Below are 25424 nucleotides of genomic sequence, written 5' to 3'. Positions count from 1 at the left end.
GACTACCGTGCAACCAAGATCTTCTTCCAGCTGAATCAGCCGCCGGCTAACCGCTGGCTGAGAAACATTGAGTTCCCCAGCAGCACGCGTCAGCGTGCCTAACCGCGCCACCGCATCAAAGGCAAGCAAACTGGAGAAGGGAGGAAGACGATCCATATTATAATCTCAGCGCATAGTATCATGAGTTTTTCAGATCTTGTCAGAAAACCATGTTTTGCAGAAATTGTCAGCGCCGCTGCCAAAGGGAAATTGGCGTTGAGAAAGAATGGGAGGTCTTATGAGCCAGGTTGCGCTACACGAAACTGCCGGACAGGGGTTCGATCCTTCGCGACGTTCCGCAATGAGCGGGTTTGCCATGCATCTGGAACATCAGACGCTGGAAGGCGGTTTTGATCCAGTCTTTGGTACGGTGCAGTGGCGCACGCTCATCTGTGCCAACAAGACGCCATCCAGCGGGCTTGTCTTTGGCGTGGCAACGTTCGGTGCACGGGGCAGCCTCAATCCGCATCGTCACGCGCCGGCTGAATTCTATTTCGGACTAAGCGGTTCAGGGGTTGTCACGATCGAAGGCGAAGATATCGCAATCGTGGCGGGTACCGCGATCTTCATCCCGCCAAATGCCCGTCATGGTGTCGTTGCCGGTGATGACGGGCTGGTCTTCGCCTACGGCTTTCCGTCGGACACATTTGCGGCCATTGGATATGACTTCAGTTGACTTGAAACCCCAGTCGGCCTGCACAGCAATGCCTTTGCTCCTGCTGCAGGCCTACTCCGCAGCCTCGAACCGATCCGGCCGAAGCACTCTGGCAAATTTCTGTCGCAACAACGCCAGTTTCGGGTCGATATAGGTCTTGCAGAAAGGCCGCTCCGGACCGTTCACATAGTAGTTCCGGAACCGCTCGTCGGAGGGTTTGAAATCGGCAAGCGTCATCACGCTTGTGATCAGCGGCTCGTCGAAATCATGCTGCAGCGTCCGCAGGATCCGGCCGACCTTCACACCGGTGCCAGCATCATAGACATAGACTGCGCTGCGATATTTGCCGCGCATCTTGTGCCGCGAGGTGCTGGAGTGGGTTCTGAGATGGATCTCGATCAGCACCTCCAGCGGCAGCTCGACCGGATCGAACGTGACGACCACCGCTTCCGACCAGGCGTCCTCGGGCGGATCGGAGCGGATGAACCCCTGATCCACGTCTGAAATGCCCTGAATTGCCTGAAAAACGGCCTCGGTGCACCAATGGCAGCCGCCGCCCAGCCCGATCTTCACCCTGACCTCCACCACTTCAATGAGATGAGCTCAGTGTGCCTGTCTGGCTGAAGAAACCAAAATGACTTCAGCGAGATTCCCCCAGAGGAGATGGAAGACACCTTCCAGAGTGTCACCCCGGGCGCAGCGAAGCGGATATCCGGGGCCCAGTCGTATTGCAAATCAGTGAAAGGGGACTTTTGTGTCGACACATTGTCCTCAATTCCGGCTCTCTGGAAACGAGTGGGCCCCGGGTCTCGCGATGCGAGCCCGGGGTGACACCAGTGTTTGTTGAAGGGGCCTTGCAGCCTGCCCCTTTCCCTAAACCGCCTTCCTGCCCGCCTTCGGATCGGCGGCAAAGTCGATGGCAGCTTTCAGGGTGTCCAGATCGCCGATCTGGTTTGCCAAAACCAGGACGAGGCGGGCATTCATGCAGTTTGCCTCTTCGTCGCTCATGTGGCGCTGGCTGGAGACCAGGTGCTCGTAAAACCCATCCGGGTCCGGGATGTTCCGTGTCAGTTCAAGGGCCATCGGATCATGCGCCTCCAATCGCGGTTTTCAGGGCAGCTTCCACCTTGTTGTCGTTGAAATAGCGCCAGCGCGCTGCGACATGCTGGTCCGGCCGGATCAGATAGACCGTACCCGGCTGGGCGTCATACCGTTCCGCAAGCTTGCCATCTGCATCCTCCAGGTCCCGGCCGACCCTGAGTACACGGGCCTGAACATTACCGGCGGAGATATCCCGCGCCTCTTCAGCACCGAAGACCAGCAATGTGAAGCCGTCTCCGACCTGGTTCAGGAACCAGCCGTCCTCACCCTTCACCTTGATCGGCGCATCGGAGCAGCAGGTACCCGGATGCATCTTGCCGGCAAAACTGGATTCGTCTTCCGTGTTGAGGGCGCTTTCCGTATAGGGCGTTGGCGCCGAGAGACGTCCTGAGTTCACCAGCGGCTTGGCGAAGTCGGTCACCTCCGACAAGTCCAGCACAGCGTCGCGGAAGCGGCGCGAGGCCTCGTTTTTCGGCGTGATGAAATCGGTCGAGCGGGTGGAGTTGAGGAGATTGTCATCGGCCGCAAAGGCCCGCTCCTCGTGATAGCTGTCGAGCAGGCTTTCCGGCGCATCACCGTCGAGCACAAGTTTCAGCTTCCAGCCCAGATTGTCGATGTCCTGGACGCCGGTATTGGCACCGCGCGCACCGAAGGGCGAGACCTGGTGGGCGGCATCACCGGCAAACAGCACCCGGCCATAGCGGAACCTGTCGATCCGCCGGCAGGCGAACTGATAGACCGAAGCCCATTCCAGCTCGAATTCCTTGTCCTCGCCGAGCATGGCCTTGACGCGCGGGATGATGTTTTCCGGCTTTTTCTCTTCTTCCGGATCGGCATCCCAGCCGAGCTGGAAATCGAGCCGCCAGACATCGTCGCATTGTTTGTGCAACAGCGCGGATTGCCCGCGGTGGAACGGCGGGTCAAACCAGAACCAGCGCTCGGTCGGAAAATCGGCCTTCATGATGATATCGGCAATCAGGAACCGGTCCTGGAAGAACTGACCGGAGAACCCGGCCCCCACCATCTTGCGCGTGTCGGAATTGGCGCCATCGCAGGCCAGCACCCACTCGGCTTCCATCTGGAAGACCCCGTCCGGTGTTTCCACCGTCAGAGTGGCACCGGTTTCGTCCTGGGTCAGGTTGATCAGCTTGTGCTTCCAGCGCAGGTCAATGAGGTTCGACGCCTTGGCCTCATCGACCATGTATTCCTCCAGATAATATTGCTGGAGGTTGATGAAGGCCGGGATCTTGTGACCGTCCTCGGGCAGGAGGTCAAAGCTGTAGGCCAGATCGTCGCGAAAGAACACCTTGCCAAGCTGCCATTCGACTCCCTTGTCAATCATGCGCTCCGCACAACCGAGACGGTCCCAGATTTCCAGCGGCCGCTTGGCATAACAAACAGCGCGCGAGCCGATGGAAACGGTGTTGTTGTCGTCCAGAACGACGGTCGGAATGCCGCGCTGCGCGAAATCAAGCGCGGCCGTCAAGCCAATCGGTCCGGCCCCGATCACCACCACCGGATGGCGCTTGACCGTTCCAGTCCGCTGCTCCTCCGACTGCCGATACTCGAATTCCGGATATTGATAGGTTTGAAACATCAGGCTCTCCTCCCAGGTCCGCCAGGGCCGTTTCGATGGCGCCGCATTTGCCGCAGCGCGTGCATTTCTGCTGCTCACACATCTGCCAGCTCTTTGGCATGCAGCCATTCGGCATGTTTCGGTGCGCGCTTGGTCTTCGACCACTCGTCCAGCATCTGCCACTTGACTTCATCGAGACGGGCCAGAAGACGGTCTTCTTCCGGATCCGGACAGGCCAGTTCGACGCGGTGGCCGTTCGGATCAAAGAAATAGATGGAATGGAAGATGGAGTGGTCGGTGACGCCCAGAACCTCGACACCGTTTGCTTCCAGGTGATCCTTGAAGGCGATCAGTTCATCCCGGTCCTTCACCTTGAAGGCGATATGCTGCACCCAGCGCGGAGTGTTCGGGTCAAATCCCATGTCCGGCTTGGTCGGCAGTTCGAAGAAAGCAAGCACATTGCCTTTTCCTGCATCCAGGAAAACATGCATGTAGGGATCCGGCTCATGAGTTGAGGGCACATGGTCCTCGGCAATGGCCAGGATGAAGTCCATCTTCAGCATCTTGCCGTACCACTCGACAGTTTCCTTGGCATCCTTGCAGCGATAGGCAACGTGATGCATCTGCTCGATTTTCATGGGACCGCTCCTCCAGGAATTAGTTACATATGCAACTATATAGGGCCATCTCCAGATTGCCTTGACCTAGATCAATTTAGTTACATTCGTAACCAATATTGCCTGTCTGAGCACCTCCTTCCGCGTCGACACTCATTGACAGGAGCCGGGCAGCATTCTCATATGAGGATCTCTCCCCCTAGCCTGGAGCTGCCCATGCCCGGTCACGACCACAGCCATGATCACGACCATTCAGAGCTCAGCGAGATCGAGTTGCGCGTCAGGGCGCTCGAGACGCTGCTGACCGAAAAGGGCTATATCGATCCGCCTGCCCTGGATGAGCTGATCGAAACCTATGAAACCAAGATCGGTCCGAAGAACGGTGCCCAGGTCGTCGCCAGGGCCTGGTCCAACCCGGCTTACCGGGAAAGGCTGATGAGCGATGCCACGGCGGCGATTGCGGAATTCGGATTTACCGGGCGCCAGGGCGAACACATGGTGGCCGTTGAAAACACCGCCGAAACCCACAACATGGTCGTCTGCACACTGTGCTCCTGCTACCCGTGGACCGTGCTCGGCCTGCCGCCGGTCTGGTACAAGTCGCCACCCTATCGCTCGCGCGCGGTGCGCGATCCGCGCGGCGTCCTGGCGGAATTCGGTGTCACACTGCCGGATGGCAAGGAAATCCGGGTCTGGGATTCCACGGCGGAGGTCCGCTATCTGGTCATTCCCGAACGGCCGGCCGGCACAGACGGCTGGAACGAAGACCTGCTTGCGGAGCTGGTCACCCGTGACAGCATGATCGGCACCGGCCTCGCCCTTGATCCGGCTCAGAAGGAGACCGCCGCATGAACGGGGCACAGGACCTTGGCGGCCAGATGGGATTTGGCCCGATCGAGCTGGAAGACAACGAGCCGAATTTCCACGCCAGGTGGGAAGAGCGTGCCTTTGCGCTGACGCTTGCCATGGGCGCAACCGGCTCCTGGACCATCGACACGTCCCGCTTCGCGCGCGAATCCTTACCGCCGGCGGATTACCTGAGTTCCAGCTATTACGAGATCTGGACCAAGGGCCTTGAGAAGCTGCTTTTGAACAAGGAACTCGTGACCCAGGAAGAACTCGAAACCGGCAAATCGCTTGCACCGGCAAAACCGGTGATCCGGGTTCTGAAGGCAGACGCCGTGGCCGCTACACTGGCCAAGGGTGGCCCGGCCGATCGGGCGGAAGACCAGCCGGCCCGGTTCCGCGTTGGCGACAGCGTCCGGACCAGGCGCATGAACCCGGAACATCACACCCGCCTGCCCCGCTATGCGCGGGATGCGGTCGGCACCATTGACGCGATCCACGGCGTGCATGTCTTTCCGGATGCCAATGCCCATGGCAAGGGTGAACAACCAACCTGGCTCTACAGTGTTGCCTTCAAGGGAACGGATATCTGGGGAGAGGACAGCGACCCTGACCTCAGCCTTCGCATCGATCTTTGGGAGCCGTATCTTGACCTCGCGTGACGCCCGCCCGCAGGCACAAGCACCGAGCCTGCCACTGGACCAGGACGGGGGACCGGTTTTCTCGGCTCCCTGGGAGGCGCGCGTTTTTGCCATGACACTGCAGGCGCACCAGGCAGGTTTGTTCTCCTGGTCGGAATGGGCAGACACGCTCGGCGCAGAGCTTGCCGGCGATGGGGACGGCAGCGGTGAGCCCCTGGGCTACTATGATCATTGGCTGACAGCGTTCGAAAAGTTGCTGACGGCCAAGGGCATCGCCGGCGCAGGCCAGCTGTCGGACCTCAGGACGGCTTGGGACGAAGCAGCGAGAGCGACACCGCACGGCCAGCCGATCGAACTGGCCAGGACGTGAGCACGTCATGCATCTGAAAATTCCACCGCCAGCCGTTTTCCTCGTCGCCGTCTTGCTTCTGGCAGCCGGGAACCGTTTCCTTCCCGATCTCTCCCTCACCTTGCCCGGACAGGTCTCGGCCGCTCTGCTCTTGGGGCTCGCCGGCGTTGTCCCGGCGCTTCAGGCAGTCATTGAATTCATAGCACGGAAAACGACCATCGATCCGAGATCGCCTGAACAGGCCTCCACTCTGGTGACGGGAGGCATTTACCGCTTCAGTCGCAATCCGATGTATCTGGGGTTGCTCTGCCTGCTTCTGGCCTTTGCGCTTTTCTGGGGCACGCTGACGGTGATTGTCGTGGCACCGCTCTTTGTCTGGTACATGACCGAGTTCCAGATCAAGCCGGAAGAGGACAGCCTGAGACAAGTGTTCGGGGCCGAGTACGAGGTCTATCTTTCCGACGTGCGGCGCTGGCTCTGACAAGGCCTCACGATCCGAGATAAAGACCGCTGCGCGCCTTGAAGGCGTCTGCGGCAAAGCGCAGGAAGGTGCGGATCCGGGCGACATTCTTCAGGTCCGGATGGGTCAGGATCCAGATGTCGAAATAGCGTGTCGGCTCGACCCCCGGCAGGCGTATCAGGTCAGGATCCGGGTCGCCCAGAAAACATGGCAGGCGGCCGATCCCCATCCCGGCCCGGACCGCAGCATGCATGGTGATCATGTCGTCCGTGACAGTGGCGATCTCGCCATTCGGATAGCGCTCGCGCAGCTCCTTTGGAACGCCGTTGCTCCACCATTTAAAGGCAACGAAAGGCACTTTCGCTGTGGTCAGATTGTCCCGGCAGGCCTCCTGGAACCTGCGGGCAAAATCGCGGGACACATAGAAACAGCGGTTCTGCCCTGTCGCCAGCCGTCCAAACAGGGTCTCGTCCGGCTTGTCAGTCACCCGGACGGCGATGTCGGCCTCGCGCCGGTGCAGGCTCAGAATTTCGTTGGCGGCGTTCATCGTGACATCGATCTGGGGATGCCGCTCCTTGAAACGGGCCACGATCTCGGCAAGCTGAACCTGAAAGATCAGCTGGGCAGCGGTCACCCGCAGGGGCCCTTCCAGCTCGGCATCCCTGGCAGTAATGCGCGTGTCGAGCGACAGCATTTCTGCTTCCATGCGGCGCGCCGTCTCGACCGCCTCTTCGCCCGCGCTGGTCGCGACAAATCCTTCCGGCAGACGGTCGAACAATCGTGTGCCGAGGCGTTCCTCCAGCGCGGTCAGGCGGCGGGACACCGTTGAGTGGGTTACACCAAGAACCCTGGCGGCCTTGGTGACATTGCCCGCCTTGGCGACGGCGAGCACGAATTTCAGATCATCCCAATTGTCCAAGACCCTGCCCGCAGCTGCTCACATTCCCTCCGACGGAACCTAGGAAGTCTCAAGTTCCGCTACCAGTGCTTTTTTGCACATCCGCATTCCTGAATTGAACATTTTTTCGCACGTGAAATTGGGTCAGGCTTCCTGGCATCTCGTCACAAGGAGTTTTTGAGATGACCGTTCAAGCCCTCGCCATGATCACCGTCACAGACAAGGAGGCGCTCGGCGCCTATCGCGAAAAAGCCGCGGAGGCCCTCGCCCGCCACGGTGGCAGCGTGGTTGCCGCAGATCCGGAGCCGCTGGTTCTGGAGGCGGCCAATGACGCCCCCAACATCACCGCCCTGCTCTCCTTCCCGAGCCCGGACGCCGCCAAGGCCTGGCGCGAAGACCCGGACCTCGCCGACATCCACGCCCTGCGCAACAAGGGCGGCAAGTCGACCATCGTGGTGTTGCCGGGCTGAGGCCGCTATTAGCTTTGTCGTCATCTAGAGGAAGAGCTTTTGCGCTGTCTCGAAGGATGGGCTGCTTGCTCGTCGGATTGCCGCCCATCCTTCGAGACGGACCTTCCGGTCCTCCTCAGGATGAGGTCTACTGAGCTGGGCATATTGTCAAAAAGGTTTCACCAGACCTGCGCGCCTGGTGAAACCTTTCCTTATCTGGCAACAGAAGCAATTGTTATTTGTTGCAAGGACGTGCTCGGACTGTCAGTTTGATCCGGACTTTGATCATTTCCCGAATGAGTATTCAAATGAGTTGCTGCACCCTATGTGAACGCCCACTGGACGTAGACGAAGACCCGTTGTCAGGAGATTGCTGGGGCTGCATCGGCCTGATCGAGGCGACATATCTAAAAGCCGAGGAATCAATCAAGTTTGTCGAACTGGAGATTGCCTGGGGCTGGCGCGAAGAGAACGGCGCCGCCAAGCCGCAAAGTGTTTTCCTGGCCGATCCTGACCTCTGCAACACGGGTCAGCGATTGCACTGACGGAGCGCCAAAGACGCTCCAACGGTTCCAGAGCTCCGAAGCGGCCCACCACTCAAACAAAAATCCTGGAGTTCACCGAGCACCTCACGCGGCTGACAGATCGGCAAGCTGACCATTGTGACGTTGCCGAGCTGGTCCTTCAGCACACTCCAACCTCAACCTGAGAAGCCGCAATGCGACATCTCGATGGATGGGCTTGATCAAGACGCGTAGCCCATCCTTCGGGACGGACCTTTCGGTCCTCCTCAGATAAGGTCTTTAAATTGAGGAGACGATGCCTGGGGCCCGTCTTTAACGAACAGGCTTCACCAGCCGCATGCGCCAGGTGACGCCCTTCTTGTCGGACACGAGCCGGTAGTCGTCGAGGACATCCCACTTGGTCTCGTCGTCAGTCGCTTCCCAAAGCTTGTTGATCAGCTTGTTGGCACCCGATTCGGGCCGTTTCGGTGAATACATGGACAGCGCAATGACACCGTCCTTCTTCAGGAACGGGACATAGCGGGCGATCAGGGCAGCCGGGTCTTCCGCGAAATGCAGCACCTCGTTGAAGACGATGGCCGAGAAAGTCTCGCCGTCCAGCGGTTCAAACGTGTGCATGTCGCCGGCGCGCAAGCTCGCGATAGCCGGGTCGACATCGGCAATTTCGAGCGATGCCGGGGACAGGTCCATGCCGACATAGCGCTTGATACCCATGGGCTGCAGACGTTCATAGAGCAGCCCCTCGCCGCAGCCGATGTCGAGCACCTCGTCCATGGAACCGGTCAGGGAAAGCCACATGCCGATGATGCCATAGCGGCCGCTTTCGGGCAGCGAGCGCAGGAAGGCCCAGCGGCCTGCTTCGTATTCCTCGTCCCAGCCGGCTGCGGTGGTGGCATTTTTCGACATGATGACTTCCCAAAATTGAACGGCGGGCCGAAGCGGCCCGCCAGGATCTCAAACTCTCTACCGCATCACTTATAGGGATCGGCCGCGTCGCGCAAACCATCGCCGAGGAAATTGAAGGCCAAAACCACGATGATGATCGGAATGACCGGCGCCATCAGCCAGGGATAGACGGTCACCACCGAAATATTCTGCGCCTCGTTCAGAAGGACACCCCAGGAAATCGCCGGTCGCCGCAGTCCCAGATTGAGGAAGGAGAGCGCCGTTTCACCCAGGATCATCGACGGGATCGACAGGGAGGCAGAAGCAATGATGTGGCTGGTAAAGCCGGGCAGAAGATGCCGCGTGATCACGCGCTTCGGTTTGGCGCCCATCAGAACGGCCGCCTTGGCATATTCTTCTTCGCGCAAGGACAGAAGCTTCGATCGCACGGCGCGCGCGAGCCCCGGCCAGTCCAATAGCCCCAGGATGATGGTCAGGCCGAAATAGATCCAGACCGGGCTCCAGGTGACCGGCAAGGCCGCGGAGAGCGCCATCCAGAGCGGCAGTTCCGGCAGGGAACGGATGATTTCAATGGCGCGCTGGATGATGCTGTCGGCAATGCCACCGAAATAGCCTGCAATGCCGCCGAAGAAGAGGCCGAGAATGATCGAGATGGCGACGCCGATCAGGCCGACCGTGAGCGACAGCCGGGCACCGTAGACAAGCCCGGAGAACTGGTCGCGTCCCAAGCGGTCGGTGCCGAGCAGGAACATCGTGCCGCCCTCGGCCGGACAGACCAGGTGGAACCTTGCCTCGAACAGCCCCCAGAACATGTAGTCGTCGCCGCTGCAGAAAAAGCGCAGCCGCTGAACGTCATTCGGATCGTCCTTGAAGACCCATTGCAGGGTCTCCATGTCGATTTCCGACGTCATACCATAGACGAACGGACCGACAAACGAGCCTTCATGGAACAGGTGAATGGGCTGCGGCGGCGCATAGAGATGCAGGCTGTCGCGGGTGTTTGCCTCATATGGCGCGATCACTTCGGCGAAGGGCACGCACATGTAGAACAGGATCAGGATGACGCCCGACCAGACCGCAATTTTGTGGCGCTTGAACTTCCACCACATGATCTGCCATTGCGACGCCTGGTAGAAGCGTTCCTGCTCCGCCGTCATTTCCTCCGTGGTGGCCGGATTGAACGGGGTCGGATCAACATAGTGCTCGACGACTCGCTGAGGCGTCTTGTCCTTCATGTCCGTGCTCATGTCGACGCCCTCCCGCCCAGTCGAATGCGCGGATCAAGCACTGCCAGCAGCAGGTCGGAAATCAGCATGCCAATGAGCGTCAGGACAGCAACAAAGAGCAGGATGAAGCCTGACAGGAACTGATCCTGCGATTGCAGCGCGGATACCAGCACGGGTCCGACCGTCGGCAGGCTCATCACCACGGAGACAATGACCGAGCCGGAGACCATGGAGGGGATGAGGTTGCCGATATCGGCAATGAACGGGTTGATCGCCATGCGGAGCGGGTATTTCACCAGGAGCTGGTTTTCCTTCAGCCCCTTGGCGCGGCCGGTGGTGACATACTGCTTGTGCAATTCGTCCAGCAGGTTGGCGCGCAATCGCCGGATCATCGCCGCCGTTCCGGATGTGCCGATGACGATAGTCGGCACAATCAGGTGGGCCAGCACAGACATTGCCTTGTCGAAACTCCAGGGCTGGTCAATGTATTCCGGCGCCATCAGGCCACCGACCGAGAGCCCGAACCAGCGATTGAAGAAATAGAGCAGGATCAGCGCGAGCAGGAAGTTCGGCGTCGCCAGACCGATATAGCCGACAAAGGTGATGCCATAGTCGCCCCAGGAATATTGCCTGGTCGCGGAATAGATCCCGATCGGGAACGACACGACATAGACGAAGAGGATGGTGGCAAAGTTGAGAACGACCGTCAGCGGCAGTGTCGGGCCGATCACCTGTTCCACCGGCTTGTCAAATTCGAAAGACCAGCCCCAGTTGCCCTGGATCAGGCCGTCGAAACCGTGCGGTCCGGGCCAGAGACCTATCCAGATCAGGTAGCGCTCGAAAAAGGGACGGTCGAGGGAGAATTCCTTGCGCAGGAATTCAAGCTTCGCGACCGAGGAGCTCTCGCCGGAGGACTTCAGCGCGGCAATCTGGTTGGAAATATAGTCGCCGGCCGGAAGCTCGATGATCAGGAAGGTGAGAAAACTGATCACCAGCAAGGTAGGGATCATCATCAAGATGCGGCGGAAAATGTAATAGAGCACCTAAACTCCCCTCAGCCCCGAGACGTCGCGCAGACCGCTCATCAATACCTGCACTAAAAGTCGATTTCCGTCTCGATACTATGACGAAAAATCAGCATGTGTCAGGCCTTGGCCTAACATGAAGGCGGAAATACCGAAAGATGTGATGGAAGACCTCATCCGCGCTTCTTTCGTTCCGGCCCGGTCAGAATTATTTTCTGTCCGGGCCGGGACATTTTCTTTTGCACGTTCCGGTCAGTCTGCCTTGAAGAACTCATCCATGCGGTGAATGCCGTAGTGGGCTCCCGGGTCCCAGCCATAGATGCCTTCCAGCGGAACATTTTCGACATTCTTGATCACGACCGGCTGACGCACACCGGAGACCAGACCGATATGGATGGTTTCATCGGCGTGGATCTGGAGCATTTCCTCCCAGATCTTGGTGCGCTCTTCCGGCGTCCTGGAAACGAGCCAGGCCTTGTAGAGTTCCATCAGGCGCTCGGCCGGGGCCCAGTCGGGCTTTTCGCCGCCCTCGCCCTGGGTCTCGTAATAGTCGCCCCATTTGTGCCAGGAGAAGCTGTCGCCATGCACGGGAGCAAAGTCATCCGGCGGCATTTCGGAGGTCGGGATTCCGTTTTCGAAGCCCGTCCAGACCGACATCACCAGATCGCCTGTGATGGCACGCTCACGCATGTTGTCGCGCTGGCTCGGCTTGGCGAAAAGGGCAACGCCGACTTCCTTCCACATTTCCTTGACCAGCTCGAGCGCATCGTCCTGGACCTGCTGTTCACCGGAGGTCTCGACGATGATCTCCAGCGGCCGTCCATCCGGCATCAAGCGGATGCCCTTCTTGTCGCGTTTCGTCAGGCCGATCTCGTCCAGAAGCGCATTGGCCTTGTCCGGATCATATTCGGCCCACTTGGTGGTGAGCTCAGCCTTGTAGAGCGGGCTGGAAGCCAGAACCGTATCGTTGCCCGGTGTGCCGAGACCAAAGAAAAGCACCCGGTTCAGGAGATTTCGGTCAATCGCCACCGACAGGGCATGCCGGAAACGCGAATCGCGCAGCAGTTCCCGCCAGACAGGATCCTTGACCGTCAGGTTCGGCAGGATGGAAATTTCCGAGCCCTTGCTGTTGGACCAGAGCGCGGTCACGTAACCGTTCTGCTTCTCGCCCTTTTTCAGGACCGTGATGTCGGAGAAGCTGAGGTTGCGGGCCTGGAGATTGCTTTCGCCGGCCTGGGTCTTGGCCGGGATCAGCTTGCCGTCCGCAACGGTCATGATGACTTCGTCGGCATAGGGCAGCTGTTGGCCGGTGCTGTCGACGCGGTGGTAATAGGGATTGCGTTCCAGAATGAAACGCAGATCGCTGTCATCGCGCTTGCGCACCCAGGGCTGCAATGTCGGAAGGTCGACATTGCGCGCATTGTACATGTCGTCCTTCTTGTTGTGGAGTGGCGCCCAGCTGCGCGCCTTCACCTTGGCCGCTTCCTTGGCGATCACATCCGGGTCGCCGTATTTTTCGTGAAACTGTTTCAGATAATGCGCCGGCCGATAAATGAAGGGCGGCCGCGACTTTGCCAGTTCCGGCAGGAACAGCGGGTTCGGTTCGTCCCAGGTGAAGCGGACGGTGGTTTCGTCCAGAACCTCGAACTTGGGCCCCTTGCCGTTCACGAGCAGGAAGGGCGGCAGGCCGGATGGTGTCAGGTTCTCGTTGCTGACAATGTCCTCGAAATAGTAGCGGATGTCTTCGGCGCCGAACGGATGACCGTCAGACCATTTGTGGCCTTCACGCGTGTGCAAGGTGAAAATCCGACCGTCCTCGACCTCGACATCCTGCAGGAGATCGGGCAGCAATTCGAGCTGCTCGTTATAGCCGACCAGGCGAGCATAGCCCCAGACATTGATCAGGCGGACATCCTTGGCCCGGCCGATCAGCGTATCGATGGCACCGCCGTGTTTGCCGGTCTTGCGTCCCTTAGCTTCAAGGTCGACCACCAGGGGTTCTGTCGGAAGCCGCTCGGCTACCGGCGGTAGTGACGGATCAAGGCCGGGCGTCTCCTGCAACTCCAGCGCGGCCAAGGGCCCCGCCATCAAGGCTGCAGTCAGGAATAGCCCTGCCCGGATGGAATTCTTAAGCTTCATGCTGCTGTCCCCTCAAGCGCCCCGGTGTTCTTCAGGCCAGGTGCGCAGACAAAGTGATCCGGTTCCATTTCAATCAGAGACGGCGCATCGCCGTCTGCCAAGCGGAAAGGTTCCGGCCATAAATGCGGCTCCGATGCTCTTTTGGCATCGAGAGCGGCAAAGTCGAGCGGCGCTGACAGGTCCGGTTCGGGAACCGCCGACAACAGCGCCTTTGTATATGGGTGAAGCGGATTGCCGACGACCGTGCGGGTCTCGCCCAGCTCCACAAGACGGCCGCGGCACATCACGGCGATCCGGTCAGCGACATAGTCTACCACAGCCAGGTTATGGCTGACGAACAGGTAGGTCAGGTTGAGATCGCGTTTGAGGTCCTGCAACAGATTGAGGATCTGGGCCTGCACGGACACATCGAGCGCCGAGGTCGGCTCGTCGCACAAAATGAACTCCGGATTGAGCGCAAGGGCCCGGGCAATGCCGATCCTCTGGCGCTGACCGCCGGAGAAGGAATGCGGGTAGCGGCGCAGAAACCTCGGATCGAGACCAACCAGGTTCATCAGGTTACGCGCCCGCTCCGCCCGCTCCTTTGGCGTGCCGATGCCGTGCACTTCCAGCGGTTCCATCAGCGTATCGTTGATGGTCATGCGGGGATTGAGCGAGGAAAACGGGTCCTGAAAAATCAGCTGGACACGGCGGCGGTAGTCCATCAGCGCCGGACCGCTGAGTTTGGAAACATCCTCCAATCCCTTGCCGCGATTGTACAGCACCTGGCCACCCTCAATGTCGAGTGCGCGCAGGATGGCCTTGGCCGCGGTGGTCTTGCCGGACCCCGATTCCCCCACAAGGCCGAGACACTCGCCGCGCCGGATGGTCAGGTTGATGCTGTCGAGCGCCGTCATCGTCTTGGCCTTGCCGCCAAGCAGCGAGCCCTTGCGCAAGGTGAACTGCTTGGTGACGTCGCGCATTTCCACCAGCGGCTCGCCGGGGGCAACCTCGCAATGCGGACGGTTGCTTGTCAGGTCCTCGGATTTCAGTTCAATCGGACGGATCGGGACAAGGCGCTCCTCCTTGTCCATGTGAAAACTCGGCACCGCATTGAGCAGCGCCTTCAGGTAATCGTGCTGCGGATTGGAGAAGAGCTGCTCGGCCGTGCCCTTTTCCATGATGCGGCCGTGATAGATTACCGCGATCTCGTCGGCCATGTTGGCAACCACGCCAAAATCATGTGTGATCATCAGCACCGACATGCGCAGTTCGGACTGGACCTCACGGATCAGCTTCAGGATTTCGGCCTGGATGGTGACGTCCAGCGCGGTCGTCGGTTCGTCGGCAATCAGGAGCGCCGGGTTGCAGATCATCGCCATGGCGATCATGGCCCGCTGTCGCAAACCGCCTGACAATTCGAACGGATAGGTGTCGAGGGCGCGCTTGGGATCGGGGAACTTCACCAGGCTCAGCATCGTCTGGGTCAGCTCGCGTGCCTCGGCACTGGAGACATTCCTGTGCAGCAGCGCAGCTTCGCCGATCTGATCGCCGATCGTATGCAGCGGCGACAGGGACGTCATCGGTTCCTGGAAGATGATGGCAACGCGGTTGCCCCGCAGGTGGCGCATTTGCGGACCCTTGCGGTCCAGCGATGCGATGTCGACCGGTGGTTCCGCACCAGTCGGGTCGGCCAGGATGACCTGGCCGGATGTAATGCTCGCCGCCTGCGGCAAAAGCCCCATGATCGTTTGCGAGATAACCGTCTTGCCTGATCCGGATTCACCAACCAGCGCGACTGTGCGGTTCTCAGGCACGACGAAAGATACGTCGTCAACAGCCCGGACCCGACCTTCCGCCGTATTAAAATCTACCGTCAGTCCCTCAATCGAGAGAACATTCACTGCACGTTTCCTCCCAGGCAAGGATGTCTCAACGTGGCTTACTAAGCCCTCATTGCATTTCAAAGACAACCAAATTCGCCTGGGGATAGCAATGCAGGATTAGTGACCCGGCACATGTGATCTACGTCACATTTTGCGAAAAGTTGCTGCACTTCCAGTGTCGGCAATGATTTTGCCGCTACGGAAGCCCTATTCCGCTGCCGACACGGGCAACTCTTGCGGTTCTTCTTTTTGCGAATCGGCAACAGCAAACGGATCCAGCCAGTAGACTTCCATGCGCCCGCTGCGGCCACGCAGATGATGCGCCCCGACCGCCCGCTGATGGCGTTCGCGTGGCAATTGCGCCACGGTGTCGGCGCTGGCCAGGATCGTTACTTCCGGCGTACCCGGCACTTCCTTGCCGAGGGTCTGCAGCCGTTCGGCCGCATTCACCGTGTCGCCGACGACCGTGTAATTCCAGCGGTCAAGCGCGCCGACATTGCCGACCACAGCCTCACCGGTATGAATACCGATCCGCAGGAACATTTGCGGACGTCCTTCTCTTTCCGCCTTCTGGTTGGCTTCATGCAGCGCGCCTGCAATTCGGCGCGCCGTTCGCACAGCAGCCTCCGCGTGGTCTGGCCGGGCATCCGGCGCCCCCCAGAAGGCCAGCATGCCGTCTCCCAGAAACTTGTCGACTGTCCCGCCTTCGGCTTCAACCGCTTCCACCAGAATGGCAAAATGGTCGTTGAGCAGCCCGGCCGTCTTTTCAGCACTCAGATGTTCCGACAGGGCCGTGAAGCCGACAATGTCGGTGAACAGGATGGTGAGTTCAGCCTCCCGTGCCTCGGCAGCCTGCCCGCCACCAAGCCGCATCAGCTTGATGAACAAAGAACGCGGAACGTAGGTGTTCATGGCCTTCAGGCCTTCCACCATCGAATTGAACGCCAGGGCGACCTGATCGATCTCCGCCACACGGCTGCGCGGCAGGGGTTCCACCTCACTCAGGGACAGGGTTCCGACCCGTTTCGACTGCAGGGCCAGGTATTTGAGCGGGCGCGCGACACGGCGCCCCATCCAGAAGGCAATGAGGACCGACACGACCAGGGCACCAAAGCCGACAAACATCGAGCCGGCCAGACGCCGCACTTCCCGGGACACCGTCGTGCCGAGATAATACTGACCGACGGTCCAGGGCTTGTCGCTGAAACCGTCCAGCAGCGCCTTCATCATGATGTATTCGTCGTCATTGGCGGTGACAAACGACACGTCTATGCCGAGATCCGCCGCCTTCTTGAACTCTTCCAGCTTTTCTTCCGTGGCAATTGCCGCAAGGACTGGATCGCCCACATTGAGCCAGGAGCCTGGAATATTGTCCTTGATGGAGCCGCCCGTCTGGAGGCTTTCAGAATCCGAATGCAGGACGACCTGATCCCCGTCCGCAATGATGAACACCGTGTTGTCGACACCCTCGTCCTGGGCCGAGACGATGCGGCCAAGTTCTTCCATGGAGGTTGCCGCAGTGAGTGTCCCGATAATGGCGCCGTTCCGGGTCAGCGGAACGGAAACATTGGCAAACAGTCCAACCTCGTGCTTGACGAGCGCGCCCCAGGTCGGGGGGCTGTCGCTGGCCAGTTCCGGCAATTCGTGAGACGTCATGCCGGGTGGCGGTGCGTCGGAATTGATACGCCAGATCTTGCCGTTGGGCGCGCGATAGACCCCGATCCTCCGTCCGTCGGTACCGGTCACCGCCAGCGTGGTGATGTCGCTGTTGGACTTGAGCGCAATGGTCAGGTCCTCGAGCGTCCGCTCCGGGCGCTCAAAGCCGATCGTGCCATTGTCGAAATAGGGTTTCAGACCGACGATGGCGTTTTCGATCGAAGAGAAATGCGTACGCAACTGGGTTTCAAGCGCCTGGGTGCTCAGGATGGTCTTGTCGTTGAGGAGCGAGAAGGTGTTCTTGAAGTTCGCCGAAACCGACAGTGCCAGCACAAGACCGATAGCGACAGCGACAAACGCACCGAAGCTCAGCCCGACGATGGTCGTCAGGGTCAGCTTGATCCGCTGGCGGCTGCGCTTGTCTTCCTTCATCGGGTCCGGACCCTTGTTGTTTCCTGGCAGCTTACCTGCCAGAGGCTTAGCGTCAAATTAAGGCAGGTGCCGCCAATCCAACGTGAAACAGCTGTCAGAGACCGGCCTGCCGCAACGCCAGCTCCTGCAGGAGCACAACGGTTTTTGCGTCCGCGATCTCTCCCGACCGAATCATGGCAAGCGCGTCCTTGAGCGGCACATGCATCACTTCGATGTCCTCACCTTCACCTTCTTCGCCGCCACCTTCCGACACCTTGTCCTTCAGATGGTAGGTTCCGGTGAAAAATGCCAGATATTCCGTGACCGATCCCGGGCTCATCAACAGATCGTAAAGATGTTCCAGTTCGGAGATCTGGAAGCCGGTCTCCTCGATCAGCTCGGCGCGCATACGCTCGTCCGGGTTCGCCCCTTCCAGCAAACCGGCCGGCGCTTCGATGACAAAGGGTGTCTTGCCACTGAACCAGACCGGCAACCGGAACTGGCGCGTCAGCAGCACACAGCCGGTTTCCGGATTGTGGAGCAGACAGGCAGCGCCGTGGCCGCGGTCATAGACTTCGCGTATCTGGTCCTGCCACGTCCCGTCCCGCCTGCGGTACCGGATCTTGTATTGGGTCAGTGTGCCCCATTGCCTTGACAGAACCGTGCTGTCGACGATTTCCAGAAAGTCCGCATCCTTCATTGGGCACACTCCGGTTCAGTCTGAGGCGGCTTTTTGCAGAGCAAGTCCGAGTTCCGCCAGAATTTCATCGGTGTGCTCGCCTAATTCTGGCGCAGCCCGTTGCAAGACCAGTTCGCCGTTCCTGAACCGGATCGGCGTTCGCACGGATGCGACAGTGCCCTGTTCTGTCCCTGTCGCCGGCAGGTCAACCTTGAGCCCACGGTGTTGAACCTGAACGTCCTCAAACACGTCCTCAACGGAATTGATCGGCCCGGCGGGAACACCTTCGCCTTCCAGCGCGGCCAGAAGATCGTCACGGCTGCGCGTTTCCGTCTCGGCGATCAGGATCGGCACGAGTTCGGCGCGGCAGGCGACCCGCGCAGCATTGGTGGCGTATCTCGGTTCTTCTGCAAGCTCCGGCCGGCCAAGCACGCCGCAAAGCCTCCGGAACTGGCCGTCATTGCCGACGGCAATGATCAGGTGGCCGTCGCTGGCGGGAAACACCTGATAGGGCACAATGTTGGGATGGGCATTGCCGAGCCGCCTGGGCGCCTTGCCGGAGACAAAGTAATTCAGCGCCTGGTTGGCCAGGACACCGACCTGGGCGTCAAGCAGGCCCATGTCGACCCACTCGCCTTCCCCGGTCTGATCGCGGCGGCGCAGGGCCGCCAGAACGCCTACGACGCCGTAAAGACCGGTAAAGATGTCGGCAAAGGCAACGCCGATCTTCTGCGGAGCCCCATCCGGCTCACCCGTCAGATCCATGATGCCGCCCATGCCCTGGATCATGAAATCGTAGCCCGCGCGATGGGCGTAAGGACCGTCCTGACCGAACCCGGTAATGGAACAGTAGATCAGCTTCGGATTGACCCTGGCGAGGCGTTCATAGTCGAGGCCATATTTTGCGAGGCCGCCGACCTTGAAATTCTCGACCAGAATATCTGCATCGGCGACGAGGCGGCGAACAATATCCTGGCCTTCTTCTGTGCGGAAGTCGACCGTGATGGAGCGTTTGCCGCGGTTGCAGGCATGGAAATAGGCCGCATCCCGGTCTGCCCCGGCGTCGTCTTTGACAAAGGGCGGGCCCCAGCCTCGGGTGTCGTCGCCCTGGGGGCTTTCCACCTTGATGACGTCGGCGCCCAGATCCGCGAGCGTCTGTCCGGTCCAGGGGCCGGCGAGGATGCGGGCAAGCTCGACAACCTTGATGCCTGCAAGTGGCGCACTCATGAGATTCGTCCCTTGGTGAGCAGAAGGATCAGGCTTCGCCTGTCTTGCGGTAGACGTGGTAGCGGCCCGGGTGAATGCCTTCCGGCTTTTCCAGCGTCTCGAAATTGGCGAGGTCCAGCTCCAGAGCCGTCAGGACAAATCCACCGACCGCCATGCGCTGATCGATCAGCGGAGCCAGCCAGTTGACGATCGCCAGGTCGTTGGTCGGATCGGCTGATCCGATATCGATATGGGCAAACGAGGCCTTGGCTTTCACCCGCGGTTCGCAGAAGGCCAGCGTGTCGCGGATATCCCCGAGGATCATGTGCTCCGCATCCGGAGCGCAGCTCGGGTGGCAGTTCATGGCAAAATCAAAAACGAAAATTTCCTTGTTCGGATAAATCTCGCGCAGATGGTCATAGGTCCGGCCGTTGCCCAGTCCGAGCTCAAGCACGGGGCCTTCAACTTCGTTAACCTTGTCGACCAGGTGTTCCAGCAGGATTTTCTGCGACGTCATGCGGCGGATAAAACTGTCCAAGCGGCTCATTCAGAAGGTCCCTGTAACTGATGTCGCTCCTCACATAGACAATGCCCTGCCCAAGGTCAAAACCCCCATGCTCGATTGACATGCATCATTTGCAACGGGCGGTCAGAACTGTCACGACGGTCCAACAGCCCTTTGCCCCGTTCGGCGATCATGGTAACGCGTAAGCCTTGCCCGCGAAGCTTCGGGTTTGAGGGCAAACCGACTTATCAGGAGACCAAGATGCATTCCGAAACGGCGCCGGCCATCCGGTTGGAAGATTATCAACCGCCCGCCTATTGCATCGAAAAAGTACACCTGACCGTTGACCTGGCTCCGAAGGCGACCAGGGTGACGGCTGTTCTGTCGGTTCGCAAAGAACCGAATACGGCCAACGGCACACCTCTTGTCCTCGACGGTGACGAGCTGAAACTGAAAGCGATCCGACTCGATGGCAACGCTCTTGCCGAAGGCGCTTATGCGGCATCTGCTGACCGTCTGGAGGTGCACACGCCGCCGGAAACCCCGTTCGAATTGACGCTGGAAACCGAACTCGATCCGGACAGCAACACCAAGCTGATGGGGCTCTACCGCTCTTCGGGCACCTATTGCACACAATGCGAAGCGGAAGGCTTCCGCAGGATCACCTATTTCCTCGACCGGCCTGATGTCCTGTCGGTCTATACAACACGACTGGAAGCGCCAAAGGCGGACTGTCCGGTGCTATTGGCAAACGGCAACCTTGCCGAGACCGGAGACCTTGAGGACGGACGTCATTTTGCTGTCTGGCACGATCCGCATCCCAAGCCCGCCTACCTGTTTGCGCTGGTTGCCGGCGATCTCGCCGAGGCTTCCGACCGTTTCACAACCGCCTCGGGCAAGGACGTTGCCCTGAATATCTATGTCGAAAAAGGCAAGGAAGACCGCTGCGCCTGGGCGATGGATTCCCTGAAACGCTCAATGCGCTGGGACGAAGAGGTCTTCGGCCTCGAATATGACCTGGACGTTTTCAATATTGTTGCCGTTTCCGACTTCAACATGGGCGCGATGGAGAACAAGGGCCTCAACATCTTCAACGACAAGTATGTTCTGGCCGATCCGGAAACTGCCACCGATCAGGATTACGCCAATATCGAAGCCGTGATCGCCCATGAGTATTTTCACAATTGGACGGGCAACCGGATCACCTGCCGCGACTGGTTCCAGTTGTGTCTCAAGGAAGGTTTGACCGTCTTTCGCGACCAGGAATTTTCTTCGGACATGCGCTCGCGTGCGGTGAAACGGATCACGGATGTGCGGCTGTTGAAATCGCATCAGTTTCCGGAGGATGCGGGGCCGCTCGCCCATCCGGTACGCCCGAGAATTTACCACGAAATCAACAACTTCTATACGGCAACAGTTTACGAGAAAGGCGCCGAGGTCGTCAGAATGCTGAAGACCGTTCTCGGCCCTGAGGGCTTCCGGGCCGGACTCGATCTCTATTTTGCCCGGCATGACGGCGAGGCCACGACCATCGAGGCGTTTCTTGCCTGTTTCGAAGAGGCGACCGGCACAGACCTCACCCAGTTCTCGCTCTGGTACGAACAGGCCGGCACGCCCGTCGTCAGCGCTGAAACCGAATATGATCCGGACCGCAAGACCTTCACCCTCTCGCTCAATCAGGAAATACCGCCAGTCCCGGGCCAGAAGTCCAGCAAACCGGCCGTGATCCCCCTGCGCTTCGGCCTGATCGGCCCGAATGGCAATGATCTGGACATCAGTGCTGCAAAAGGCGCTGAAGTGTCCGGAGACGTTCTGATCCTCAACAAGAGCCACCAGGACGTGACTTTTGAGAACATCGCCTCGCCGCCGGTTCTGTCCCTGCTGCGCGGGTTTTCGGCGCCGGTCCGCCTTAACCAGCAGCTGGAACCGCAGGAACTGGAATTCCTGGCAGCAAAGGACACCGACCTCTTCAACCGCTGGCAGGCGGTCCAGACACTGGCCATGCTGGATCTCGTCCGGATCACAGGCCTCTATAGCCAGAACCAGCAGCGGACCTGTTCGCAGACCCTGATCGATGTCTTCGGCGCGATCCTCGCCGACAGCACCGTGGACGACGCCTTGCGGGCACAGGCCCTCACGCTGCCAAGCGAAGCCGACATCGCTCAGGAAATCGGCAAGAACGTCAATCCGGATGCGATTCACGCTGCGAGATCCTTCCTGCGAAAGGAAATCACCAAGGCACATGGGCCGGTCCTGCGCAGGCTTGCCTCCGACCTCTCGCCTCCGGGCGCCTATTCACCGGACGCAGCTTCGGCCGGCAAGCGCGCGCTGGCCAACCGGGCGCTCTATTTTGTCGCCATTGCGGACGACACGGCCGCGTCCGACATCGTCTGGCAAAGGTTCTCCGACGCCGACAACATGACGGACCGCCTGGCTGCCTTGACGCTTCTGGTTCACGACGGCATGCCCAGGATGAGTGCCGCCCTTGAGAACTATCTGGCCCGCTTTGAGAGCAACTCGCTTGCCATGGACAAGTGGTTCATGACCCAGGCAACGGCCCCGGCATCTGATGCCGTTGCCCGCGTCCGGCAACTCATGACACATCCCCTTTACGATGCCGGCAATCCCAACCGGGTGCGATCCCTGCTGCAGTCCTTTGCCACCGGCAATCCGACGCAGTTTGCCAAACCGGATGGCACCGGTTTCGAACTGATCGCCGAATCAGTTCTGGAAATCGACAGGCGCAATCCCCAAGTTGCCTCTCGGCTTTTGACCAGTTTCCGCTCGTGGCGCGCACTTGACCCACAGAGATCTGCCCTTGCTGAATCTGCGCTCCTGAGGGTTTCCGCATGCGAAGAACTGTCGAGAGACAGCCGCGATATCGTTGATAGAACACTGCAATAGTGTGCAATACTGAAAAAGGTTAACGCGAGACCAGAAATACCGCACCCGCGTTAACCATTTTATTCTTGGTCAGGTCTGGACAAAAACAGACGTTTTGATTCAAATGGAAGTGATTCGGGGCAAGCTCCGAAGCGGCGGTTTTTGAGGCACACTTCCTATGGCGCGAGCATTGGCTAGCGACGCATCCACGCGGCGCGGCGATAAGGAGTCAGAACTTGAGGCAGGCACGGCCCCGTCAGGCCTGACCCTGCGCACTCTGACCAGTTCGTTCCGCAGCAGCCTCAATCGCTCCGACGGCGTCATGCGCCGACTCATTCCAGGTCTTGCCATCGTTTTCATCATCGTCCTGGCCCTGTTTCGTGCCGGCGAGCTGGCAGGCGACTATTCCGATACACAGCGCACAGCCGAGACAACGCTTAGTCTGATGGCAAGCGTTGTCGCCGGTGGACTGATGTCTTCAGAAGAAAAGTTACCCGAGACCGGCTACCGTACAACACTGAAACGCATACTCGCCGACAGCCTGCCGGCTGGCGCGACCAGCCAGGGCCGGATTTTCCTGGTCACGGACGACGCCGGAACGATTGTCGCCTCTGCGCCCATCCAGCCATCGCTTGAAAGCCGCCCCATCAGCGACCTGCTCGCCCCTTCCCAACCGCTGACCGTGTTCGGAGCGCGGGCCGGTGTGCTTTCGGTGCCGGTTGTCTTTGCAACCGGGGGCGACAGCGAGCAATCGCTTGCCACAGTGCATCATCTGGACGGTCAACTCGGCATGATCGCCGTGCTGCAGCCGGAAAGCGCCGTCTATGCAGACTGGCGTGATGACCTGTCCGCAAACGTCACCCTTTTTGTCGGCACCTCGCTCGTCCTGCTTGCGGTCATCTACGGCTTCTTCAGCCAGGCCAGCCGTGCGGAAACGGCCGACGACATGTATGCGGCCACGCGCGGGCGCATCGACACGGCCCTCACCCACGGTCGCTGCGGCCTGTTCGACTGGGACCTTTCCCGCGGCCGCATGTTCTGGTCATCCTCTCTCTATGAGTTGCTCGGCCGGGAACCCAAGGACGATATCCTGAGCTTCGCGGATGTCTCGGACATCACCCACCCGGATGACATCGACCTGCTCGGCCTGGCCGAACACCTTCTGGAAAGCGGTGAAACCCTGGTCGACGAAACCTTCCGCATGCGCCACGCAGACGGCAGCTGGATCTGGCTGCGCGCCCGCGGTGAAATCCAGTCGGAAACCGGCCGCGCCGAACCGCATCTGATCGGGATCTGCATTGACATCACCGAACAACATGAGCTTGCAGAGCAAAGCCGCATGGCGGACCTGCGGCTCCGGGACGCGATCGAAACCATCTCGGAGGCTTTCGTACTTTGGAATGCCCGCAACGAGCTGGTGATCTGCAACTCCAACTATCAGTCTCTGCACAGTCTGCCGAATGCCGTGATCAAGTCCGGCACACCCTACAAAGACGTGATGGCCGCTGCCGCCAACGCTGAAGTTGCCCCGCAGCCCGTCACTGTGCGTCAGCGCGGCGGTGCACCGGAAGGATCCTATGAAGCGCAGCTGGAGGACGGGCGATGGCTGCAGATTTCAGAACGGCGAACAAAGGACGGCGGCTTCGTCTCTGTCGGCACCGACATCACGGCACTGAAGAAACACGAAGAAAAACTGATGGAGTCGGAGAAGCGGCTGAAAGCCACCGTGTCCGACCTGCAGAAGTCCCGCCAGACCCTGGAAATCCAGGCCCGCCAGCTTGTCGAAATGGCCGACAAGTACCAGGAAGAAAAAACCCGCGCAGAAGCCGCCAACCAGGCCAAATCCGAATTCCTGGCCAATATCTCCCACGAGCTCAGAACACCGCTCAACGCCATTATCGGCTTTTCCGACATCATGACCCAGGAAATGTTCGGCCCGCTCGGCACCAACCGCTATGCCGATTACTGCAAGGACATCTATTCTTCCGGCACTTATCTCCTGAACGTGATCAACGACATTCTCGACATGTCCAAGATCGAAGCCGGACGCATGTCCATCGAAACGGAGACGGTCAGCGCCGCGGCTGCAGCCGATGATGCCAGCCGGATCGTGACGGGGGCAGCCACGGAAAAGAACATTACGGTGATTGCCAAGGTCGCTGACACCCTGATGGTTCAGGCCGACAAGCGCGCCTTGAAGCAGATCCTGCTCAATCTGCTTGCCAATGCCGTCAAGTTCACGCCGGACAACGGCACGGTGACGCTTACGGCCAGTCCGCGCGGCGACAAGCTGCGCTTTGAGGTCAACGACACCGGCATCGGGATCTCGGAACGGGACATCGAGCGGCTTGCCCAGCCATTCGTACAAGTTGAAAACCAGTTCACCAAGACCCACCAGGGTTCCGGACTGGGCCTTGCGATTGCCCGCTCCCTGGTGGAGTTGCATGGCGGCAAGCTGACCATTGAATCGAAGGTCAAGAAGGGCACGTCCGTGAGTTTCACGCTGCCTCTGTCGGATACCAATTGATGGCGACCTTCAGAATTCCAGCTTGAGATCGCGCCTGCAAACCGGTTGGCCCGGCAGGAAAGACCTCGTTCGACACGAGGAGCAAGGCGACAGGAAACTGTCCGGTTTTCAGAGATTCGCAGCAGCGCTGGCGGGCACGTCACCTGATCCTGAAGGGCACAACGGCCACGACGTGCAGCCCCAAACCGCCTTGCTCGAACAAACTGCCTGACCGTCGCGCTTTTTCCCTTAGTTTTTTCGC

General features: G+C 59.7%; 23 protein-coding genes and 1 pseudogene. 9 read left to right on the top strand and 15 right to left on the bottom strand.

Annotation, left to right across the window (positions count from 1 at the left end; all coding sequences use genetic code 11):
- Positions 1-21 precede the first annotated feature (21 nt).
- Positions 22-156: pseudogene (locus ACO6TG_RS24405) on the bottom strand (LysR family transcriptional regulator); the annotation flags it as partial.
- A 184-nt stretch (positions 157-340) separates the two neighbouring features.
- Here ACO6TG_RS24405 and ACO6TG_RS24400 point away from each other — a divergent pair.
- Entirely contained in the window at positions 341-715 is a 375-nt protein-coding gene (locus ACO6TG_RS24400) for a cupin domain-containing protein (protein ID WP_422375576.1), read from the top strand.
- 51 nt (positions 716-766) lie between these two features.
- Here ACO6TG_RS24400 and ACO6TG_RS24395 read toward each other — a convergent pair whose 3' ends face one another.
- The 4 genes from ACO6TG_RS24395 to ACO6TG_RS24380 all read right to left on the bottom strand — a co-directional run bounded on the left by ACO6TG_RS24395 (position 767) and on the right by ACO6TG_RS24380 (position 4009).
- Positions 767-1267 (bottom strand): peptide-methionine (S)-S-oxide reductase, encoded by a 501-nt coding sequence (locus ACO6TG_RS24395; RefSeq protein ID WP_208988413.1) that lies wholly within the window; start codon positions 1265-1267, stop codon positions 767-769.
- Between the two features lie 300 nt (positions 1268-1567).
- The gene (locus ACO6TG_RS24390; RefSeq protein ID WP_422375575.1) at positions 1568-1777 is read right to left on the bottom strand and encodes a DUF2783 domain-containing protein; all 210 of its coding nucleotides are present in this window, start codon (positions 1775-1777) and stop codon (positions 1568-1570) included.
- 4 nt (positions 1778-1781) lie between these two features.
- Positions 1782-3392, bottom strand: coding sequence for an FAD-dependent oxidoreductase (locus tag ACO6TG_RS24385; RefSeq protein WP_422375574.1), 1611 nt, complete (start codon positions 3390-3392; stop codon positions 1782-1784).
- Positions 3393-3466: 74 nt separating this feature from the next.
- Positions 3467-4009, bottom strand: a complete 543-nt coding sequence (locus tag ACO6TG_RS24380) for a VOC family protein (protein ID WP_094069932.1) — start codon at positions 4007-4009, stop codon at positions 3467-3469.
- Positions 4010-4204: 195 nt separating this feature from the next.
- Here ACO6TG_RS24380 and nthA point away from each other — a divergent pair, with 195 nt between their 5' ends.
- Genes nthA through ACO6TG_RS24360 form a run of 4 tightly spaced genes read left to right on the top strand, consistent with a single transcriptional unit; the run spans position 4205 to position 6305 of the window.
- Positions 4205-4840 (top strand): nitrile hydratase subunit alpha, encoded by a 636-nt coding sequence (gene nthA / locus ACO6TG_RS24375; RefSeq protein ID WP_422375573.1) that lies wholly within the window; start codon positions 4205-4207, stop codon positions 4838-4840.
- Positions 4837-5496, top strand: a complete 660-nt coding sequence (nthB, locus tag ACO6TG_RS24370) for a nitrile hydratase subunit beta (protein ID WP_422375572.1) — start codon at positions 4837-4839, stop codon at positions 5494-5496. Before nthA ends, nthB begins: the two co-directional genes overlap by 4 nt.
- On the top strand, positions 5483-5845 hold the full coding sequence (locus tag ACO6TG_RS24365; RefSeq protein ID WP_422375571.1) for a nitrile hydratase accessory protein: 363 nt from the start codon (positions 5483-5485) through the stop codon (positions 5843-5845). Before nthB ends, ACO6TG_RS24365 begins: the two co-directional genes overlap by 14 nt.
- Positions 5846-5852: 7 nt before the next feature.
- Positions 5853-6305: a methyltransferase family protein gene (locus ACO6TG_RS24360; protein ID WP_422375570.1), complete on the top strand. Its 453-nt coding sequence runs from the start codon at positions 5853-5855 to the stop codon at positions 6303-6305.
- Positions 6306-6312: 7 nt separating this feature from the next.
- Here ACO6TG_RS24360 and ACO6TG_RS24355 read toward each other — a convergent pair whose 3' ends face one another.
- Positions 6313-7203: a LysR family transcriptional regulator gene (locus ACO6TG_RS24355; RefSeq protein ID WP_422375569.1), complete on the bottom strand. Its 891-nt coding sequence runs from the start codon at positions 7201-7203 to the stop codon at positions 6313-6315.
- A 161-nt stretch (positions 7204-7364) separates the two neighbouring features.
- Between ACO6TG_RS24355 and ACO6TG_RS24350 the strand changes: the two genes are divergently transcribed.
- Positions 7365-7652: a DUF1330 domain-containing protein gene (locus tag ACO6TG_RS24350; protein WP_094069927.1), complete on the top strand. Its 288-nt coding sequence runs from the start codon at positions 7365-7367 to the stop codon at positions 7650-7652.
- A gap of 287 nt (positions 7653-7939) precedes the next feature.
- A complete protein-coding gene (locus tag ACO6TG_RS24345; RefSeq protein ID WP_422375568.1) occupies positions 7940-8176 on the top strand; it encodes a hypothetical protein in 237 nt (78 codons plus the stop codon).
- A 291-nt stretch (positions 8177-8467) separates the two neighbouring features.
- Here the strand turns inward: ACO6TG_RS24345 and ACO6TG_RS24340 are convergent, their stop codons facing one another.
- The 9 genes from ACO6TG_RS24340 to ACO6TG_RS24300 form a co-directional block, all read right to left on the bottom strand.
- Complete coding sequence (locus ACO6TG_RS24340; protein WP_422375567.1) at positions 8468-9061, bottom strand: class I SAM-dependent methyltransferase; 594 nt, start codon at positions 9059-9061, stop codon at positions 8468-8470.
- A gap of 65 nt (positions 9062-9126) precedes the next feature.
- Positions 9127-10308: an ABC transporter permease gene (locus ACO6TG_RS24335; protein ID WP_094069923.1), complete on the bottom strand. Its 1182-nt coding sequence runs from the start codon at positions 10306-10308 to the stop codon at positions 9127-9129.
- A complete protein-coding gene (locus ACO6TG_RS24330) occupies positions 10305-11330 on the bottom strand; it encodes an ABC transporter permease (RefSeq protein WP_422375566.1) in 1026 nt (341 codons plus the stop codon). The genes ACO6TG_RS24335 and ACO6TG_RS24330 overlap by 4 nt, the downstream gene beginning before the upstream one ends.
- A gap of 234 nt (positions 11331-11564) precedes the next feature.
- Positions 11565-13451 carry an ABC transporter substrate-binding protein gene (locus tag ACO6TG_RS24325; protein WP_422375565.1) on the bottom strand — a complete coding sequence of 629 codons (1887 nt, stop codon included), beginning with the start codon at positions 13449-13451 and terminating at the stop codon, positions 11565-11567.
- Positions 13448-15334 (bottom strand): dipeptide ABC transporter ATP-binding protein, encoded by a 1887-nt coding sequence (locus ACO6TG_RS24320; protein WP_422375564.1) that lies wholly within the window; start codon positions 15332-15334, stop codon positions 13448-13450. The genes ACO6TG_RS24325 and ACO6TG_RS24320 overlap by 4 nt, the downstream gene beginning before the upstream one ends.
- A gap of 189 nt (positions 15335-15523) precedes the next feature.
- A complete protein-coding gene (locus ACO6TG_RS24315) occupies positions 15524-17404 on the bottom strand; it encodes an adenylate/guanylate cyclase domain-containing protein (RefSeq protein WP_422375563.1) in 1881 nt (626 codons plus the stop codon).
- A 94-nt stretch (positions 17405-17498) separates the two neighbouring features.
- A complete protein-coding gene (locus ACO6TG_RS24310) occupies positions 17499-18083 on the bottom strand; it encodes an NUDIX domain-containing protein (protein WP_422375562.1) in 585 nt (194 codons plus the stop codon).
- A gap of 15 nt (positions 18084-18098) precedes the next feature.
- Complete coding sequence (locus tag ACO6TG_RS24305) at positions 18099-19289, bottom strand: CaiB/BaiF CoA transferase family protein (RefSeq protein WP_422375561.1); 1191 nt, start codon at positions 19287-19289, stop codon at positions 18099-18101.
- A gap of 28 nt (positions 19290-19317) precedes the next feature.
- On the bottom strand, positions 19318-19815 hold the full coding sequence (locus tag ACO6TG_RS24300; RefSeq protein ID WP_094069916.1) for a class I SAM-dependent methyltransferase: 498 nt from the start codon (positions 19813-19815) through the stop codon (positions 19318-19320).
- A gap of 219 nt (positions 19816-20034) precedes the next feature.
- On the opposite strand from ACO6TG_RS24300, the gene pepN reads away from it, so the two are divergent.
- Together pepN and ACO6TG_RS24290 are read left to right on the top strand one after the other, a co-directional pair.
- On the top strand, positions 20035-22677 hold the full coding sequence (gene pepN / locus ACO6TG_RS24295) for an aminopeptidase N (RefSeq protein ID WP_422375560.1): 2643 nt from the start codon (positions 20035-20037) through the stop codon (positions 22675-22677).
- Between the two features lie 157 nt (positions 22678-22834).
- Positions 22835-25183: an ATP-binding protein gene (locus ACO6TG_RS24290; protein ID WP_422375559.1), complete on the top strand. Its 2349-nt coding sequence runs from the start codon at positions 22835-22837 to the stop codon at positions 25181-25183.
- The last annotated feature ends 241 nt before the right edge of the window (positions 25184-25424 follow it).

Origin of the sequence: Roseibium sp. (assembly GCF_965233565.1) — a bacterium.
Classification (GTDB): Bacteria; Pseudomonadota; Alphaproteobacteria; order Rhizobiales; family Stappiaceae; genus Roseibium.
This window is presented reverse-complemented; position numbering and strand designations above follow the sequence as displayed.

Excerpts from the sequence above, each read along its gene's own strand:
- ACO6TG_RS24400 (WP_422375576.1), top strand. The coding sequence starts at position 341 with ATGAGCGGGTTTGCCATGCATCTGGAACATCAGACGCTGGAAGGCGGT.
- ACO6TG_RS24390 (WP_422375575.1), bottom strand. The coding sequence starts at position 1,777 with ATGGCCCTTGAACTGACACGGAACATCCCGGACCCGGATGGGTTTTAC.
- ACO6TG_RS24385 (WP_422375574.1), bottom strand. The coding sequence starts at position 3,392 with ATGTTTCAAACCTATCAATATCCGGAATTCGAGTATCGGCAGTCGGAG.
- ACO6TG_RS24380 (WP_094069932.1), bottom strand. The coding sequence starts at position 4,009 with ATGAAAATCGAGCAGATGCATCACGTTGCCTATCGCTGCAAGGATGCC.
- nthA (WP_422375573.1), top strand. The coding sequence starts at position 4,205 with ATGCCCGGTCACGACCACAGCCATGATCACGACCATTCAGAGCTCAGC.
- nthB (WP_422375572.1), top strand. The coding sequence starts at position 4,837 with ATGAACGGGGCACAGGACCTTGGCGGCCAGATGGGATTTGGCCCGATC.
- ACO6TG_RS24360 (WP_422375570.1), top strand. The coding sequence starts at position 5,853 with ATGCATCTGAAAATTCCACCGCCAGCCGTTTTCCTCGTCGCCGTCTTG.
- ACO6TG_RS24350 (WP_094069927.1), top strand. The coding sequence starts at position 7,365 with ATGACCGTTCAAGCCCTCGCCATGATCACCGTCACAGACAAGGAGGCG.
- ACO6TG_RS24345 (WP_422375568.1), top strand. The coding sequence starts at position 7,940 with ATGAGTTGCTGCACCCTATGTGAACGCCCACTGGACGTAGACGAAGAC.
- ACO6TG_RS24340 (WP_422375567.1), bottom strand. The coding sequence starts at position 9,061 with ATGTCGAAAAATGCCACCACCGCAGCCGGCTGGGACGAGGAATACGAA.
- ACO6TG_RS24335 (WP_094069923.1), bottom strand. The coding sequence starts at position 10,308 with ATGAGCACGGACATGAAGGACAAGACGCCTCAGCGAGTCGTCGAGCAC.
- ACO6TG_RS24325 (WP_422375565.1), bottom strand. The coding sequence starts at position 13,451 with ATGAAGCTTAAGAATTCCATCCGGGCAGGGCTATTCCTGACTGCAGCC.
- ACO6TG_RS24315 (WP_422375563.1), bottom strand. The coding sequence starts at position 17,404 with ATGAAGGAAGACAAGCGCAGCCGCCAGCGGATCAAGCTGACCCTGACG.
- ACO6TG_RS24310 (WP_422375562.1), bottom strand. The coding sequence starts at position 18,083 with ATGAAGGATGCGGACTTTCTGGAAATCGTCGACAGCACGGTTCTGTCA.
- ACO6TG_RS24305 (WP_422375561.1), bottom strand. The coding sequence starts at position 19,289 with ATGAGTGCGCCACTTGCAGGCATCAAGGTTGTCGAGCTTGCCCGCATC.
- ACO6TG_RS24300 (WP_094069916.1), bottom strand. The coding sequence starts at position 19,815 with ATGAGCCGCTTGGACAGTTTTATCCGCCGCATGACGTCGCAGAAAATC.
- pepN (WP_422375560.1), top strand. The coding sequence starts at position 20,035 with ATGCATTCCGAAACGGCGCCGGCCATCCGGTTGGAAGATTATCAACCG.
- ACO6TG_RS24290 (WP_422375559.1), top strand. The coding sequence starts at position 22,835 with ATGGCGCGAGCATTGGCTAGCGACGCATCCACGCGGCGCGGCGATAAG.